The 17493-nt window shown below is 58.8% G+C and carries 12 protein-coding genes and 6 pseudogenes; 4 read left to right on the forward strand and 14 right to left on the reverse strand.

Features of this window, described 5'->3' with window-relative positions:
- Positions 1 to 129: 129 nt before the first annotated feature.
- Positions 130 to 534 (forward strand): annotated as a pseudogene (locus EGH21_RS24845) (redoxin domain-containing protein); the annotation flags it as partial.
- Between the two features lie 25 nt (positions 535 to 559).
- On the opposite strand, the pseudogene EGH21_RS24850 reads toward EGH21_RS24845, so the two are convergent.
- Positions 560 to 700 (reverse strand): annotated as a pseudogene (locus EGH21_RS24850) (NAD(P)/FAD-dependent oxidoreductase); the annotation flags it as partial.
- Between the two features lie 496 nt (positions 701 to 1196).
- Here EGH21_RS24850 and EGH21_RS23570 point away from each other — a divergent pair.
- Positions 1197 to 1682, forward strand: coding sequence for a histidine kinase (locus EGH21_RS23570; protein ID WP_236035797.1), 486 nt, complete (start codon positions 1197 to 1199; stop codon positions 1680 to 1682).
- Positions 1683 to 1699: 17 nt separating this feature from the next.
- On the opposite strand, the pseudogene EGH21_RS24325 reads toward EGH21_RS23570, so the two are convergent.
- The 10 genes and pseudogenes from EGH21_RS24325 to EGH21_RS23615 all read right to left on the reverse strand — a co-directional run.
- Positions 1700 to 1845 (reverse strand): annotated as a pseudogene (locus EGH21_RS24325) (IS5/IS1182 family transposase); the annotation flags it as partial.
- A 376-nt stretch (positions 1846 to 2221) separates the two neighbouring features.
- A pseudogene (locus EGH21_RS23575) lies at positions 2222 to 3583 on the reverse strand (dihydrolipoyl dehydrogenase family protein).
- A gap of 145 nt (positions 3584 to 3728) precedes the next feature.
- Entirely contained in the window at positions 3729 to 4643 is a 915-nt protein-coding gene (locus EGH21_RS23580) for a hypothetical protein (RefSeq protein WP_220620850.1), read from the reverse strand.
- Between the two features lie 632 nt (positions 4644 to 5275).
- A complete protein-coding gene (locus EGH21_RS23585) occupies positions 5276 to 5878 on the reverse strand; it encodes a helix-turn-helix domain-containing protein (RefSeq protein ID WP_220620851.1) in 603 nt (200 codons plus the stop codon).
- Between the two features lie 472 nt (positions 5879 to 6350).
- On the reverse strand, positions 6351 to 7700 hold the full coding sequence (locus EGH21_RS23590) for a putative ATP-dependent zinc protease (RefSeq protein ID WP_220620852.1): 1350 nt from the start codon (positions 7698 to 7700) through the stop codon (positions 6351 to 6353).
- Between the two features lie 234 nt (positions 7701 to 7934).
- Positions 7935 to 8381: pseudogene (locus EGH21_RS23595) on the reverse strand (N-6 DNA methylase); the annotation flags it as partial.
- A gap of 40 nt (positions 8382 to 8421) precedes the next feature.
- The gene (locus tag EGH21_RS23600; protein WP_236035799.1) at positions 8422 to 8850 is read right to left on the reverse strand and encodes a hypothetical protein; all 429 of its coding nucleotides are present in this window, start codon (positions 8848 to 8850) and stop codon (positions 8422 to 8424) included.
- 58 nt (positions 8851 to 8908) lie between these two features.
- The gene (locus EGH21_RS23605) at positions 8909 to 9415 is read right to left on the reverse strand and encodes a PIN domain-containing protein (RefSeq protein WP_220620854.1); all 507 of its coding nucleotides are present in this window, start codon (positions 9413 to 9415) and stop codon (positions 8909 to 8911) included.
- A complete protein-coding gene (locus EGH21_RS23610; RefSeq protein ID WP_220620855.1) occupies positions 9412 to 9738 on the reverse strand; it encodes a UPF0175 family protein in 327 nt (108 codons plus the stop codon). Before EGH21_RS23610 ends, EGH21_RS23605 begins: the two co-directional genes overlap by 4 nt.
- A gap of 65 nt (positions 9739 to 9803) precedes the next feature.
- Positions 9804 to 10700, reverse strand: coding sequence for a transcription initiation factor IIB (locus EGH21_RS23615; protein WP_220620856.1), 897 nt, complete (start codon positions 10698 to 10700; stop codon positions 9804 to 9806).
- A 241-nt stretch (positions 10701 to 10941) separates the two neighbouring features.
- Here EGH21_RS23615 and EGH21_RS23620 point away from each other — a divergent pair.
- Positions 10942 to 11322, forward strand: a pseudogene (locus EGH21_RS23620) (IS1595 family transposase); the annotation flags it as partial.
- Between the two features lie 143 nt (positions 11323 to 11465).
- Here EGH21_RS23620 and EGH21_RS23625 read toward each other — a convergent pair.
- The 3 genes from EGH21_RS23625 to EGH21_RS23635 form a co-directional block, all read right to left on the reverse strand.
- Positions 11466 to 12746, reverse strand: coding sequence for an RNA-guided endonuclease InsQ/TnpB family protein (locus tag EGH21_RS23625; protein ID WP_220620857.1), 1281 nt, complete (start codon positions 12744 to 12746; stop codon positions 11466 to 11468).
- Between the two features lie 307 nt (positions 12747 to 13053).
- Positions 13054 to 13335, reverse strand: a complete 282-nt coding sequence (locus EGH21_RS23630; RefSeq protein WP_220620858.1) for a UPF0058 family protein — start codon at positions 13333 to 13335, stop codon at positions 13054 to 13056.
- A 61-nt stretch (positions 13336 to 13396) separates the two neighbouring features.
- Positions 13397 to 16726, reverse strand: coding sequence for a PAS domain S-box protein (locus EGH21_RS23635; protein WP_220620859.1), 3330 nt, complete (start codon positions 16724 to 16726; stop codon positions 13397 to 13399).
- 442 nt (positions 16727 to 17168) lie between these two features.
- Between EGH21_RS23635 and EGH21_RS23640 the strand changes: the two genes are divergently transcribed.
- On the forward strand, positions 17169 to 17493 hold a 325-nt coding region (locus EGH21_RS23640; RefSeq protein ID WP_425433333.1), incomplete at its 3' end, for a transposase.

Below are 17493 nucleotides of genomic sequence, written 5' to 3' on the forward strand. Positions count from 1 at the left end.
TCACCACCGCCGCTGTTGGAGCGGTTGATCGAAGATGCACAGAAGATCCATCAACAGCGACCGATCTTACAGGAGACGCTCGCTACCGCTACGCAACCGAGGTGTGAGTCTTAGCTAAAGACGAATGTTCTCGTCTTCTACCCCTTCGATTTTCACCCAGCGTGTACCGATCAGTGGTGTTCCTTACGCGACGCTGATTGGCTCACGCTCCTAGACGATGTCGTTGTCCTCGGGGTGGGGTCAGACGCTGCCTACGCCCATCGTGAGTACGCAGACAAGCACAACATCCAGTTCCCGCTTCTATCGGATACCGATGGACAAGTGAGCCAGGCATACGGAGTACTAACGGAGGAATTCGAGAACCATCGCGATGTTCCGCGCCGCGCTACGTTCGTCGTCGATGCCGATCGCGTTGTCCAGTTCGTGTGGTCGGCTCGCAGTCCTGACGAACAACCCGATCTCGACGCGTTGCGGAAGGCGACGAACTGCCGGGACGACGAGTGTACAATCGACGAGTCTGAAGAGTCAGTATAACCGCTCCGCATCCGCTGGAACGCCTTCACTCTCCGTAGGTGTGGAAGTCAACAGCTTGCTCAAGCAGTTCGTCGGGAATCCCCGGGACTTTTTTGTTACGTACCGGTCCCTGCTCTTTGAGGAGCTCGGGGTCCCGTGGGAAGTCTCGAAGCTGGAAGTGGACGTCATCGCGGACCGGCGCAACGAACTGTCGGGGAATATCTCTCTCAACCAGGAGCTCGGGTTCATCGAACGGCTCAATGGCTGTGTCGAGGACGGAACGCTTCCTGCCGACAAGTTCTAGCAGACGAGTATCCACCGCATCCAGATGGGCAAGCGGTTCCACTGCTCAACGAAGGTTGACCGCGATCCCGCATTCCTCGACGAACTTCGAACTCTGGGCAATCAGCGAGCCCGCGAATTTCTAGAGTCACGAATAGACACATGAGATTGCGGACGCATCCCTGCTCTCGGTGACGGATGAAGACGTGTTGCGTACGGTTCATCAGTGGACGCTGAACTTACCGCGAGGAAGGGTCGCATTCCGGCATCCATGGCAGGTGGAGTAACGAGATGCATCTGGTAGTTCGGTGGTGAGACCGAACCGGTAACCCGAGCCACGCCGAGACGGGTTTTCTGAACGGTCTGCACGCCTTATGACAGTCGAATGCCTCCAGTTTTGGATGGCACACGAAGCACAACAGGAAACGCAGGGTATCGAACAGACCGGAGCTGTACGAGACGGTCCGTCGTGGCAACATGGTGTAGAAGCGGGATTGATCGGCGGACTCGTGATGGGTGTGCTGTTTTCGCTGCTGATGCCGCCCGTTATCGAGAACGCGATTCCAGCGCTCGTAGGCCTGTCCGGTGGGGTCGCTGGCTGGGTCGTCCACATGTCGATCAGCGCTGTGTTCAGCGTCGTCTTCGCCGCGGCGTTGACGCAACCCCGACTGGCAGCTGCCGCGGAGTTGTTGGGGGGCGTCGTCGGGCTCGGTCTCGCGTACGGCGTAATCCTCTGGGTCGTCGCCGCCGGCGTTGTCATGCCCCTTTGGCTGTCGGCCGTCGGCTTTCCCAGCCCACCGCCGCTTCCGAATCTCGCACTGATGGGTTTGCTCACGCACCTCGTGTTCGGGCTGGTCCTCGGCGCGAGCTACCACTACCTGCGCTGAGTCTTCGTGGCCCGTCACCTCAAAGTGAGGGCGAACACGTCACAATCCAGGAAGAATTCGATTTCGAGGTGTTCGAAAAGCGGAATCGTTTCGGGTTCCGCATATACGAGAAGTCGTCGACCGAAGCTACGACTTCCCGTGCGTAGTTCTTGCTGGACGCAATCTCCACGCCCTGCGTCCTTTTATGAGACCTTTCTCCGATATGCTCATTCCGGAACGGAGGATAGGATTGTCGAGCTTATTCCACTCACGGGGCCGTCCGCAGCGTAGCTTCCCTCTCGAACTCAGTCGATTCGTTTGCCAACTTCGGACGTCGGCGTTCATTGAATATCAGCCACCCCCGGATGACGACGAGTCACCGAGACCCAGCCACGACGACGAGGTAGAGAGTGAGCTTGAGCACTGCCTTCGTCATACGACGCGGTCCTCATCGCGTCTGGACAGGTACGGCGTACAACCGAGATTCGCGGACGTTCCAGTTACGTGAAGACGTGGTTCGCGAAAGAGCAGGACTCTAGGCGTCCGGATACTCGTATCGGTCAGTTTGACACGTCGCGGAAGGCTGCCTCGACCACCTTGCTCAGCGTTGGGTGGGCGTGAATCGTCCCGGCGATGTCGTCGACAGTCATCCCGATCCGCATCGCGAGAACGGCCTCGTGCAATAGCTCGAGGCCTCGTAACCGATGGCGTGGGCGCCCAGAATCTCGCCGTCGGGGGCAGCGAGGACCTTCACGAAGCCGTGGTCGAGCTTCTTCGCCCGGCCCATCGCTGAGTCCGCGTAGTCGGCCCGCCCGACGACGTACTCGGTGCCCTCGTCGTCGAGATCCTCTTCGGTCGCGCCGACGCCGGCTATTTGTGGTTCGGTGAAGATCGTGTGGGGCATCGCCGAGAGGTCGATCGCCCGCCGTTCCCCGTGGACGACGTTCGCGACCGTGTGGCGGGTCTCGTAGTCCCCAGAGTGTTTGAACAAGGCATTGGCCGCGATGTCGCCCTGCGCCCAGACGTTCTCGGGGGTGGTCTGCAGGTACTCGTTCGTCTCGATGAAGCCTCGATCGTCGACATCGATGCCTGCAGTCTCAAGGTTGAGCGTGTCGCTGTTGGGTCGGCGTCCGAGTGCAACCAGTACCTCGCTCCCCTCGGCGGTGGTCTCGTCGCCGGTCTCGGTTTCAGCGTGGACGGCATTTCCTTCGCCCCTTTCCTCGACGGCAGTCACCCGGTGACCGGTGTACACGTCGTGGCGGTCGGCCGCGATATCGGTGAACGCCTCGGCGAGGTCGCCGTCTTCACGATGGACCAGCGAGTCCATCATCTCGACAATCGTCACGTCCGTTCCCATCGCGTCGAAGAAGTATCCCAGCTCGACAGCGATATATCCTCCTCCGAGAATCACGAGACTCTCGGGCGTCTCTCGGAGGTACAAGGCGTCTTGGCTCGTGAGGTAGTCCACGTCTTCGAGACCGTCGATCGGTGGGACGATGGGGCGCGGCTCCCAGCTGCGACGACCACTTTCTCGGCTGTGACGGCCTCGCCGCCGAGACGGACCGTCCGCTCGTCGACGAACTCCGTGCGTTCTTTGAACAGCGTGAGGTTCTCCTTGTCGCGGTAGCGCGCCTCCATGTCCTCCGCGATACCGCCGAGCAAGTCGTCCATCTCGTCCACGACTGCGGCGTGGTCGATGCCGTCGAGTGTGGCGTTGACGTGGAACCGCTCGGCCTCGCGAACGTGATTCGCCGCGTTGGCAGCTTGAATGAGCATTTTCGAAGGGGTGCATTCCCGATTGAGACACGTCCCGCCGAGCGGATCGGGTTCGACGAGTGCCGTCTCTAGTCCGGCGTCGGCTGCCGCTGCAGCACGTTGTTGCCCGTTCCGGCACCGATCACGAAGACGTCGAAGTCGGCCATATCTATTTAGACGCCGACGACAAAGAAGCTCTCCCGGCGGTTCGGTTCAATTGCACGGACGCGTTCGACACCGAAAGGTCGAGGACTGTGGCTGTTAAGATATTGCTCTCGAACTCGTTCTCCCAAGCCTGAAGCTCCCGACGGGTCACACGGACCAGATGGAGACATCGTTGACAGTGGCAGCACCTACTGCGACACCACCGTCGTCGAGACCAACGCCGGTGAGATTACACGTCAGCTTCCCACCTAACTCCCATTCCCACTGAACCCGTGCGTCGCTAGACTTGCGAGAAACGGCAACGAGTCGGCGACGGTCGGTCGTCGGGACGAGGAGTTCCACAGTACCGTCATCATCGAGATCGGCTGCGACGGCCCCGTCGAGGTTGCGGGACCCGTACGTGTGGGACGAAACTCCATCGATGGTGGCTCTAACGTTCAGATCACCGTCTTCGAGCCGGTAATACTCCAGTGTGTGGGTGACATGCGGTTTTAGAACGGCAGCGAGTTCCGTAGTACCATCGGGACCGAACGGTGCGACTGCGAGTTGGTGGCGCCAGCCGGGGCCGTATACGGGGCCGGTCGCGATGCGCTCACCAGCTGGCGAGTAAATAGCGATGCCTGCCCCGTTCTCGGAGTCGGCAATCGTGGTGACGATCTCCGGTTCGCCATCGCCGTCGAGATCCGCGACGAGTGGTTGCAACCCCTCGAAGACGAGGGGAGCATCGAGCACCGTTCGAGCGACCACCTCCGGACCCGTCGGATCGACCACGACGAGAGACGACGGTTCCAGTGTGTCACCGAGCGCGCCGTGCCCGTAGCGGCCCGTCACGTCACCGTAGACGACGTACGTCCCGTCTCCGATTGCTGCTGGTCGGATATCGGGCGGTGCGTCGATAGGGAGACGATAGCGGTCGGCGCCATCGACGACGAGGTCACCGTTCTCTGCCACGAACAGCCGGCGAGACACCCCATCTCCAGACGTCATCATCTGGCCCGCGTTCTGACTCATGATCGACGGATGGTCGAGAAGCTCCGGCTCGGTGTCGCCGTCTGCTACCACCGGCGGGCGTCCGGGTACCTGTTGTGGCAGACGCGTCTCATCGGATATCGCCCCGTCGTAGACCTGTAATCGGGTAGCGGTACCCTCCGCCGTGACGACGGTCCAGTAACTCCCCCGCGGTGCCGGATGGGCGACCAGCCACACTGGCCGACCGTCGACAGCGAACCGAACGGGCTCGGTGTTCCGGAGATCCGCGGCCCCAGAAATGAACCGATTGCCAGTCGACTGGGGATGGGTGTACCAGTATGGGCCAGAGGGGATGTCGGTAGCTGGTGCCGGGTGCGACTCGACCGTGGGGGTCGGATCAAGCCCACGTCCTCCACAGCCCGCGAGCCACAGCATGGCCCCAGTACTGGCTGTCAGCACCGTTCGACGTCGGGTCATTGGTCGTAAGTGTTCAACACGAGAGTAGACGTATCCACTCCGCGGTGAGGTTCAAGCGATGGGATCCTGATGCGTGACCGCTCATCAAACGTGTCGAGGATCGGGGCGTGTCTCGGGTTCGGAACTCAACGTGACTACCGGGCCGCTGGTTATATCGGTCAACATGCGACCCCTGCGGAGGCCGTAGCGAAGTCATCGCTGCTCTCCGTGATTCGGTGTAGATGTCCCGGGATGTTCCCTTCGAACAATTAGTCATCCGGGAATGACTCCCAGAAGACGTCCGGCAGGTCTTGATCGGGATTCTCTTCGAGGTAGTCCTGTTTCGTCAGATTCGCGTCTTCGATGAGGGAGGCTGCCTCCCCAGCCCAGACGTAGAACCCGATGAGAGTCTCACGGCGCATTCGTTCGAGGTCGACCGAGTGATACACTTTGACGACGCCGCCACCCTCTCGATTGAGCTCGGACCGCCTGAGCAATCCCAGTTCGACGAGTTTGTTGAGATACCGCGTGACCGTACTTCGGTCGTACCCGAGCTGCTCGGCGACTTCGTTCGCCGAGAGGGGCCCCTCACCGATAACGCACAGACAGATATCCAGGCCGGCCTTCGGAAGACCGAACGCCTGAAGGAGTACCTGCCTCACGTCCGGGGGTTTCACGCTCATATTTACCTCTGTAACCCGCTCCATGGGTTGATCGTGACAGGACATCGGTGGGTCGTCATTTCCAACCACGAGAACGATGTTGTCACAATCAGAGACGGTGCATTCGTAGATATCGTACCGACCTGAGTTCGGGTCGTACTGGACCTCGGCACTCTCGTCGTCGGACTGGGTTGTATTTTGATTAGACATCGATAATATGTACCTCCATTTATATCGACTGTTATGTGGGGAGCCGATAAATACTGGCCTCTCAATCGGCTCGAATCTTCTAATTCGAATCGACGATTACCATCTCATCGGTATCGAGAGCCAGTAACTCTTCGCCGGTAATCGTTATCCTAGCTCGACCGTCCGGGTACGTTCGGACCAGTTCGCACGCTGCGAGTCCATTCAGATGGGATTCGATCGTCCCTTCGTCGGTATCGAGCGCCGCTGCAATCGCCGCCGTTGTCGTCGTCTCTCGCTGGTCTGCGTCGCTTGCTGTGGCGAGTTGTTCCAGGACGGCTCGTCTCGTTACGGACATGGTTGAAGGGCGTCTGTGTGTCTCTCACGGGTCAACACGCCCGGCAGTACCAGGAGTGGCGGGTTGGGAACGAGAGTTCGCTCAGGAGGAGGTTCATCGCTTCGACTTTTATCGACGGGTCGGCTTCTCTGCATGTGACTACTCCTCGACTGTCTGGCTGATATCGAGCGTGTACACTTCGAGTACGTCACATCCGAAAAGAACTGGATAAGTCATCTCGGACCGGTCGGTGATGCTGGCCGTGACAGTCCGCCAACTTCCGTTCAGACACAGATCCACGTCGACGAGTGGCCGTGTTTCGGTCCCACTGACGGTTCCCGAACGCACCTCTGTCGTCCCGACAAGCGGGCCAGCCCCGATTTGCCCGGCAAGGTCGGTGTCGATGCTCGTTCGCTTCGCACCGGTGTCTGACTTGGCGACGGCCTTCTCTGTTCCGTCCCGGCCGTGAATCCTGATACGCGTGGTATAACCGAGTACGTGCTCTTCTCCCTGTTCCTCGATGAGTGGTGGCTTGCAGTCCGGAACGGAATCGTCGAGGGTCGATTCGAGGTCGCTGATCGCAGAGTCCTCAACGGACCCGCCAAGGCGTTCGATCGCCAGTCGGGCGATGTGTGGGGCCACAGAGATTCCAGTCGCGGAAAAGAGGCCTTTGAACCCAGCCGTGGCATTGACCTCCAGAATATACCACGAGCCATCGATCGACATCAGGTCGACGCCGGCGATGTCTAATCCGAGCACCTGTGTCGCTTCACGCGCGAGCCGGCGGGGTTCCAACCCGAGTTCATCCGTTACGCCTTCGACCTCACCGCCCATGGCCACGTTCGTCCGCCAGTCACCTTCCGGAGCGTGGCGTCGCATGGCGCTGACGATGTCTTCACCAACGACGTACACCCGGACATCGGAGGGTCGGTCACCATGTTCCTCAAGGAACTCTTGCACGAACGATTGCTCGTCGTCGATCGTCGGACCGACAGGCTCGTTCTGGGAGATCACGGACATCCGCTGTCCGTTGGTTCCGATCGTGTGTTTGTGTGCAGCCTCGTCGGGCAGATGCTCCGGCCACTCCTCGAACGTTCGCGATGATCGGCCGAAGTAGGCGTCGGGCGCCGGGAGCCCCGCTGCGGCGAGTTTCGTCCCCGATCGGTATTTGTGGAGTGTGTTTGCGACTGCCTGCGGTGGGTTCACAACGGGCGTGGTGTCGGCGTAGAGTGCGGCCAGCTGGAGGTCCTCGAGCTGTTGGTCGCTTTTTGTTAGCAACAATCGGTTGACGAGCACGTCGACCTGCGGCGAAAGTTGGACGCTGCCGTTCTCGATCCACGAGCTAATGTTCTCATCGCGAATCCAGACCGGTTCGTGACCCAGAACGCGAACGGCGTTGAGGATTGCTTTGGTCTCCTTGCTGTTATGCGGACTCAACACACCGACACGGCACACTCCCGTTGCAGTCTGAGCAGAATCGGCGCTCGCTGACCGCGTCGTCCCCGTCATCCCGCCCGATTGTGATGAGTCGGGAGAAGTGCTTGTCATGGGAGTTGCCTCCCGTCTAGATCATCGGTGTCATCTATTACCGGTTCGGCGGGCGTGCAAGGCAGTTACACCCGTTCTTTTCACTTAATCCGTAAGCCATCCGAGTTCTGGGGCGATGAGCGTTCAGCCGGAACCATTCACGTACGACGGTGGGTGGGTCGAACCGGGGGAGACCCAGCAGTTGCGCTACGCGGTGATGAGGAGCAACCGACCGCTGCCACACGCCGGGTCTGTATCGGTCGGCCGCTGATCGGTGTCTGACTCGTCGACGACGCCGGCGAGATCGACCAGCAGCTCACACACGGGGTGTGGAGTGAAATGCTGCCCAAACGCATCGCTGGATAGACCGTACTCCTCGTAGACGGCACCGAGGACATCGGCGTCGGTGACGGCCATCCGCTCTGGAAGCTGGTCGAAGGCTTTCGCGAACAGATCCACGGAACGCTGTCCCCCAGGATGGTCCATGTCCGTCCAATCCCGGTAGTCATCAATGATATCCAGGTACGGGTCGTCTCGTCGCTGTAACGCGTACAGCATCAGGTCGACCCAATCTCGGAACACGGTATGGGTACTGTGGCCGCGCTGTCGAATCCGGTCAAGCGTCGTGACGATGTCGTCACAGTCGATCTGTGGCGATGCCATGGCTCTCTCGGCCACCAGAGAGCCCAGAAAACGCACCTCGCTACGCGACGTCGTACCGCGCTTCGAGCATGGTCCGGTAGGACTCTTGATTGTCGATATCAACGTCGTCGCAGTCCGTAGAGGCTCTGGCGATTCTGCTAGCGAACTCGGGTTCGGGACGCCAGCCGGAGGCCGTTCTCTCAGCGTCCCACTCCCGGACGATTGCCTGCTGTCCATCCCGAGAGACATACAGTACGCGGAGGGCTGGGCGTTCTCGTCTCGGGCCGGCGACAAGCGATTCGGTTCGGTGGTTAACCTTCCACTCTAACAAGAGGCCAGCCCGGAACTGAATCGCGTAGAGTGGTTGTTCGTCGTCGCCGACAGGCTCGTGGCTGCCGTTCGTTGCCCAAGACTGGGGCACTGGACGGTTCTCGGTCCGGTCGTTCCAGCGCCATTCGAATGTCGTCTCTGACTGGCGAGTGCTACTCATTCGGAATCTCTCTCGGCCACAGAGAGCACACAAAATGACCTATATCAACAACAGGCGATCAATCCTCAAGAAACACGTCGAAATCACGGGCAGGGGATCGAAATCCAGCGTCGTCAATCCAACGTTTGAGATAGGTATCTGCGGTCTCCGCTGAAAGACGGTCATGTTCGACAAACCGGACGAGGAGACCAATTGAGCCAGTCAGATCGATTCCTCGCTGGGTCGCGGTAGAACGAGCATCTCCATCGTCGGTGATGACAGTGCCAGCTACCGCTTCTGCAACTGCCAGCGCTTGTGCTTCACCTGGGTCCAATGTCTCCAAGAGGGTTTGTTCCAGTTCGTGAGCCTCAGGAGACGGTTCGACAACAGGAATCTCCTCCTCAAGTACTGCAAGTGCGTGTTCAAGATAGCGATGTGTTTCAGCACCCTCTTCGAGTTCCGTCTGGACGGCTGGAACCGTGACAAGTCGGGGTAAGTTTACCAAGAGGGTGACGTGATCAACCTGCGCAAAGTTCGACAGGGCAGTTGTATTGAGAACAGTTGCGTTATCCGGAGGGCCTGTCATTCAAGATCTCGGGCAGCATCAATTTCGTCGCGTGCAGCAGCCATGTCTTTGGGCCCCAGTCGGAGCTCAATCCCTTCTTCGCGAAGAATATCCCGCATCTCGAAGCGATTAACACCGGCAAGCCGGGCAGCGGTCCCGAGCGTGATTTGTTCCTCTTCGTAGAGTGAAACTGCAGCAGCGATCCGCGCATTCTGGTGCTCGTCGAAGTATTCGCGCAACACGTGGCGGATCGCGTCGCTCTTGTTTTCGAAGATGCCCGCCTTGACAGCACCCTCCATCAGGTCAGTGAGATCGTCCGGGATGGTGGCAGTAGTTCGGGGCATGACTCACTAGAGACTTAATCTGCATACATTATATGAATTGTGCCAGTCCGAGATATGGGGTCGATTCACTCCTCGACGAACTCCACAAGCCGCTGATACCACGCCCGGACGGTGACCGGCGAGATATCTACGGCCTCGCTGATTGTCTCCTGTGTCAGCCGCAGGTCAGTATCCATCCCAGCCAGATAGACAGCGGCGGCAGCGATGCCGACCGGGTTCCCGTTCAGCGCCGCCGAGTCAGTTGCGGTCGCCGCCATCTGAGTTGCGTCCTGTCGAAGAGCCGGCGACACTGTGAGTGGAAGCTCCGAGATCACCGTCGGCACCCAGTCGACCGGGAGTTGCACCGGAATCGGTATCTCGAGCTCACGCTGTAACGTTCGGTACGTCCCCCAAGCATTGGATGAAGAACAGCGGGCGACGTCGGCGACGTCGGCCATCCGAATGACCGTGTTGCACCGGCCAGCGGCGTACACTGCGGCTGCAGCGCCACTTTCGATCGACCGACCGATGAGCAGGTTCGCATCCTGGGCCTGTTTGAACAGCGTCGACGCTTGCTGCTGGACCGCGTCACTCTGGTCCAGTGCGCCCACAAGCCGGTTGATCTCACCCAGCCCATGCGAGAGATTGCGCTCCCGCTTGGACTCGAATTTCGCTCGAGAGTGGAGTCGACGCTGCCGGGACAGTCGACGCCGCTTTCGGGACGAGACATCGGCACCACCGGTCCCGATGTCGGTTGACAGTCCCCTATCGTGAAGCGTCACCGTCCGTGGGGCGCCGGTGCGCTTGCGCTCCTCGCGGTCGAACGACCGCCACTCGGGTCCGTGGTCGACGGGTTCGTCCTCAACGACGAGGCCGCACACTCCACAGTGGGTTTCATGTGCGTCCTGAACGAGGTCTCCGCTACATTCGGGACACTGCTGTGTCGATACGTCCGACTCCTGATGGACAGTGCTCGAAGCCATGAGAAGACTCTCTCACTCCCCAGAGAGGCGAAAAATCACTCGGCTCGAGCCGATTACGCATCCGGAAGTCAACCGTCCAGTCGGGGAATCAACCCTGCTCGAATATCGATGTCGACCCGCCGGAGATGCCTTGGACTGCGCCGCGTCGTCCGGACAGCTACACGCCTTCTCGACGACGTTGACGCCGCCGTCATCGACCTGCGAGCCCAGCTGGATGTCGAGCCACAGCTCACAGGAGTTACGGTCGCGTGGCCTGTCCACACGCGGGCGTGGTTCGTATAATGGTGACAAGCCATCCGTATTCATTGTCGCCGACCGCAGCACCGGCCAGCGGTACGTGATTCCGACGAAAGCCGCAGACGAATCGACGACTTTCGAGCGTACGAACCGCTCGCAAAGGACGGCGCATTCGACCGCGAATACGTCGTCCACGGCGACAGCGAATACACTGACGACGAGGTGATGTCAATACCTGCGAGAGCAACGCGTCGCTGACGCGATGGTGGGAGGTATCTCTAAGGACAAGCTGACACAGTATCTCAGACTATTCCAACTACGCCGGAAGAAGTACCAGACACCGGGTCGAGATGCGGTCAAACACGCTATTCGAGCGATCCTATGAAATCAACAACGTGCTACGCATGAACATTCTAAATATTTGATCGGCACTGCTCAACAGTTTGGGGATCGAGATCGCCCCTTCCCGCTCTAAATCAGTCAACCGCCTCGGGGTCAAGCCCCGAGGCTTGTCAGTGGACTCCCGTTCTAACCGAGTAGTTCGGCAGGTGTGTAATCGCCATTCACGTTCAACGTCCCTGACTTGAGGGCCAGTTGACTGGTGGCCCATCCACCGCGAGATTTCTGCCCGCGATGGATATATCCGCAGTATCGGTTGGCGATATTCTTCGCGGCGTTGTAATCCGCGTTCACCTCATACCCACAGTCCTGACACGCGAATTGTTTGTCGTCGCGGTTGTCCTCGTGGGTAAACCCACAGTGAGAACACCGCTGACTCGTGTACGCCGGGTTCACCGTGTCCACGAACAACGGCGTGGATTCGATCTTGTACTCAACGAGTTCCACGAACTTCGCGTAGGCCCACTGCTGGAACTTCGACCCATTAGCGATGTTCTCGCGGATGTGGTCGAGGTTCTCGAAAATGATGCCGTCAGCGTCAGCAGACTGGGCTTCCTTGATGAGGTCGTTGGTTCGATTGTGGAGCCAGTCCAGCGACCAATCCGAGAAGCGGCTGCCGATGGACTGAATCGTGAGGTGAGCTGACCGTGTACCCGTCTGTTGCAGTTTGGCGCGGCGTTGTTCGTACTGGTCGCGCTTGTGGGTGAGGTAGTCCGCACTACCGATGCACTCACCCGTGGAGGTGACGGCGAACGCGCCAGTCACGTTCAGGTCAACACCGAGAACCACTCCGTTCTCGACACCATCATCATCATGATCATCGTGACTGGCTTCTTGGCGTTCCGTTCCGTCAATCTCGTAGTCGAGGTTCTTCAGTGTGACGTGCAGGTAGAACTCTTCATCCTGTTCGTCGTATTGGAGTGTGGCGCTGGAGGCATCCCAGTCGTCACTCTCGTAGTAGCGTCCGAACGGCGTCTCCTCTCGCTCCTCTTTGGGCGGAAGGACGTATTCGGTGGTGACTCTGCCGTTCGGAGTGGAGAGCGTGGCGTGGTCGTCGTTGAACGTCGCGCTCCGTTTGTCGTAGACGACGCTCCATGAGTCGAACTCGGGCTGACTGGTCTTTTCGCCCTGTTTCAGCTTCTCGACACCGCTCGTGACGGCTTCGATGGCGCGACGGATGCCTTTCTGGACGAGGTTGGTGGTGAGGTCAGTTTCCTCGCGTAACTCGTCGTACAGGGCGTTTTCGGCTTTGCTCTTGCTGGTGACACAGTAGTCGTCGTAGCGCCACGCCCAGTCGCTGGTGCTGTTGGCGCAGTGGAGGAATTGGGTTTTGGTTTGATGGAGGTCGCCACGACGCTCTCTGGGTACATCGAGTTTGATGAGCACGGTTCGTCGTGGCGCGTCGTCCATCCGTAATTCACATTCACATCTACTGCCGGATAAAAGTTTAACATTAAGGCGGGGGAGTCGGCCTTGCCATCAAGCGTGCTAAATTCCATCGAAGTGTCGGCTTCCTCCACGGGGTCAAGCCCCGTGGCATCCGCCTCGTACCGCCTGTGAAAACGGGTGACGAGGGGGATGAGGGGGAGGGACAGAATGGAGATGGGGTGGTGGGGTGGAAATTAGCCGGTTTCAGTTGGGGGTGGTGATTCTGGACCGGCCACCAGATACTATGTGTTAATCACCAGTAGACCTAACGCCCCAACAATCCGGCACATCAGGACGACTGCGCAGGTGACGCATCGACGGACTCCGACGAAGGAGTCAGAGCGTCTGCGCTCTTCTTATGGGTGTTGAGCGTTGTCTGGAATCCATCTAAGAGCTGATGGACTGCCGCTTTGTGTGCGTCTTTCCGTTCGGCAATCGCCGTGGGCCCGATCCCAGAGTCGTCGTAGCCGTCAAACGCGTCTGCAGGTATCTCTATGTCCGCTTGTTCGGCGAGATGCTGGCGTGTGACCACGAGCAGGCTGTGGATGTGGATGAGTTCTTGCTTTCGCATGGATGATTACTTGCACTCGAAGCCAGTAGCGATACCGCCACAACAATCCGGTATACGCCCCTCATGCGGACTCTCTCGGTGGTTCGGCGATGGGCGACACCAATTTGCGCAGTCCGACGCGGAGGTGTTGATGAAACGTTGACGGCGAGATATCCAAGGACTCGGCGATGTCTTCGCCGGTACTGTCCCGCGGTTGCTCGAAGAATCCGGCGTGATAGGCGGCTTCAATCGCGCTCTGCTGTTTCTCCGTCAGTCGGTCCGTGACAGTGGATTGGAACCGGTGATCGGTCTGGGTCGGATGGTCGACGGTACGCTTGGCTTGTAGATCGATATCGGCCCCCGTCGCCCGCAGAGCGTCCAGTAACAGACTGGCATCGGCGGTCCGCGGGAGTTCGATACGAACCGTCCCGTGGTCGTTCTCGGCAGTCATGTCGGTGACTGTCCCACCGTGGTCCGCGACAGTCGTGATGAACGACGAGTCAGTAATTTCCACCTCACAGAGACTACTCGTCTCGTGAGTGCTCACCACTCGGACGCAGTCAGGCATCTCCCCTTGTGCTACGAGATCACGAACTGCAGCGGGTGAGACACCTGTCACGGTGAAGTACGCGAGATATGAATCGGCACCCCGACCGGCGATGCCGTCCAGCGTCACGGTCGCGCCGCACTGGGTGGCGGCTTGGATGAAGGATTGGTTCGGATCTCGAATCGACAGTGTGAGTTCCAAGACGCGCTCGGCGACGAGCGCCTCCTTTCGCTCGGCTGCCGCGGTGGCGAAGCCGATGGTTTCGCCGAGGTCGACGAAGCTCGCCTGCTGACGGTCGCCGAAAGCCCTCGCCTGTGTTGCATACACCACGAGCACGCCATACAGCACGTCACCATACTCGATCGGTACGGCCAGTGCCGATTCGATATCGGCGCCCCACGACTGATCCTGATTCTCGCCAACGTGCAACTCGTCGAACGGCCGCTGGACGACACAGGCATCTCGAGTGTCGATCGCTTGCGCTGCGAGGTCCGATATCCCGTCGGTGCTCTCCGTTGTCACAGTCGGGACGTCGTCAACCCTGATCTCGGCGCTTACCCGTGGCGTAATCGTCGCAGTCGTCTTGACCCGGTCACCAATCCAGGCCGTTCGGTAGAAGTCGGAGCTCGCCAGCTGGTCGCAGACGGTCTGTTCGATCTCCGAGCGTGTCGATTCCTCAACCACTGCGTGGATAAGATCTTGGACGAGTTCGTTGAATTGATCCAGTCGCGCCAGCTCGGTCCGTTGTCGTTCGAGTGCTCTTTCTCGTTCTTTTTGATCGGTGATGTCGCGGAAGACCCACAACCGCCCGTGCTGAGCCCCATCGGCGACGACCGGCGCGGAATACCGATCGATCCACCGGCCATCTACCAGTTCGATCGTGTCCCGGCTCTCTTCCTCGGGGTGCTCGTAGAGATACTCGACAGTCTCCCGGAATTCGTCGGGATCGGCGAGCTGGTCGAGGACGTATTCGATGAGGGCGTCATCAGAGCGGGTGGCCGCGACCGAGTCCGGGATGTCCCAGAGTTCCAAAAACCGTTCGTTGTGATAGCTGACGTTCCGATCGGAATCGACGACCAGCAACCCATGAATCGTGGTCTCTGCTTGGGCCTCCAACAGCGCCTTCCGATACGCAAGTTCGCGTTCACGCTCTTTCCGGTCGGTAATGTCGCGCACGATGCCGGTGAAAAATCGCTGGCCGTCGGATTCGGCTTCGCTAAACGAGATCGAAATCGGAACCTCTGATCCATCCGCACGAAGTCCCGACACTTCGACGTTCGACCAGTCGAGGGTTCGCTCACCAGTCTCGAGATACTGCTGTAGCGCAGCTCGGTGCTGAGCCGCGAGATCATCGGACATGAGCATCGTCAGTGGCTCCCCGATCAACTCGTCGGGCTCGTATCCGAAGACGTCCGTGACGGCGGGGTTCACCGTCTGGATACTGCTCTCGTCGTTGATCGTGACGATGACGTCATTCGCTGCCTCGGTCAGCGTTCGATACTGCTCAAGCTGTCGTTCACGCTCTTTCCGGGCAGTGATATCCCGGAAATAGACCGAAAGACCCGTTTTAGAGGGATATGTGCGAACCTCAAACCAGGTATCTAACTGGGGATAGTACTGATCGAAGGAGACGGGGTCCTGCGTCTCCATCGCCGTGTGAAACTCGTCATAGACTTGCATCTCGGCTGCGTCGGGGAATGCCTCCCAGACGACGGTTCCAAGTAGCTCTTCTTCGGAGCGGTCAACCAGTGTTTCCGCTCGTGAATTGAGAGATGTAAATCGCCAATCGGTATCAAGTGTGTAAAAGCCGTCCGAGATGCGTTCGAATCGTTTGCGGAGCGAAATGTCGCGCCCAACACCTGCAATACCCCAGACTGCCCCCTCGTCGTCAGTGAGTGTCGCCGCAGAGAACTCATAGAGGAGATGATTGTCGTCTTTTGTGACGAGCTGCGTTTCTCGTGGTTCGATTGCCTCCTGATTTGTGACCCGAGTAATCGCCTCAGCAATCTGTTCCTTGTCCGCTGGTGCGACGAAGTCGAGCGGATGCATATCAGCGACCTCCGCGTCCCTGTACCCAGTGATGTCTGTCACAGGGTCATTCCACCAGAGCATCTCTCCATCCGTATCGAACGCAAATAGGAGATCAGGGATCGCGTCCAGCATATCTTCCAGAATCGCTCGGTTCAGTCCTGTCTCAAAAGACGTGCGGGAGGGAGAACGGATTTCGGTGTGATGGACGCCTTCCTCCGTGAAAGAAACATAGAGGCTTCTGGTAGTCGAGAGTGCGGTGTGACGCAGTCGATCACGAACCTCGGTCATCGACCGGTCGTCAACGGTAACGAGTCGCCAGGCAGTACTATGGCGGAGGGTTTGTGGGGAAATAGCTGCTGGGTCCCCACGACCAGTGGGGGTGTGCGGCCGTATCTCGGCGCATGCCGCCGCTTTAGTGACCAGATCTCGGATTGCCTTGGGTGTCAGCCGGCCCCCATTCCGGGATGGAAACAGGACTGCGCTGTTGTCCTCCCGGTGATGGAGGAAGGAGGTCAGGAGCCGTTCTGTCCCAAGTGTATGCTCCGGGTCAAGTTCGAGGGTTACTGAGGAGGATGACGCTGACGTCTGTGTCTCGGACTGTCCTGCAGCGGGGACCTGTATCGTCGCGGTGTCCAGGTCGACATCGTCGACGTCGAGCTGGACGAGTTCGCTTACACGGAGGCCGGTGTCGTACAAGACCGTGACGATGGTCTCGTTGCGGTGCCAGTGTGTCGACTGGAACCGATCATCGTAGCATGCCGTGCGCAACGACTCGATCTGGTTGGGTTGCAGCCACGTTGAGGCCTGATCGGGTGAGGTGTGGGATATTGTCATGAGGCCTATCTTCTAACAATGACGATGTGGCTCCTTGAACGTTCGCTTACCTGCCCCTATGAATTTATACATCCTGGTTTCGGTGTTGAGTATTAGTGCGATTCTCGTTGACTTTCGATACTCAATCAGCTATAAGGGTATTTAGCATAGCCAACGTCCGGTCCCATACTCGGTTTAAAGTATGGTTACCTAACCGTGTTGTCTGAACTAGCAATCTCGAAAGATGTAGGGAATCCGGAACCTCTGAGCAGCGGCACGGATACTTGCCGAATCCGTCCGTTGGTCTAAGCTGTCTTGATGTCGCTGCTTACAGAGATTCAAGGAGAATGCCTGACCCTTTAGGGTCAGGATGAATCCGACATTACCTTCCACGAACCACCGTCGATAGCACGGCCTGATATTCCAATAATTTCTTAAGATAGTGACTATAATTACAATTGTAATGGTCACGGTGACTGTCACCGCGAAGTTCCACAATCCATCCCTCACACGGCGGAAAGAGTGGCAACACGCCACCCGACTCTACCGTGACACCAAGTTCTGCATCGACGGATGGGAAAGCGGCGACTTCGACAAGTCCGTGACCACGGCCAGCATTGACAACGGCCTCTACTCGGCTCTCCAGAACCAAGCCATCCGCGAGGCAAAATCTGACCACAGCAAGGACGGAGAGGTTCGCTACCGAGAGAGCCAACCGTTCGCCGTCAACAACCAGAACTGGGAAATCGACACGACCGAGAACGGAACGGTCGTCGTCGGGTTCCCGT

Source organism: Haloarcula rubra (assembly GCF_019599465.1).
In the GTDB taxonomy this organism is placed as follows: domain Archaea; phylum Halobacteriota; class Halobacteria; order Halobacteriales; family Haloarculaceae; genus Haloarcula; species Haloarcula rubra.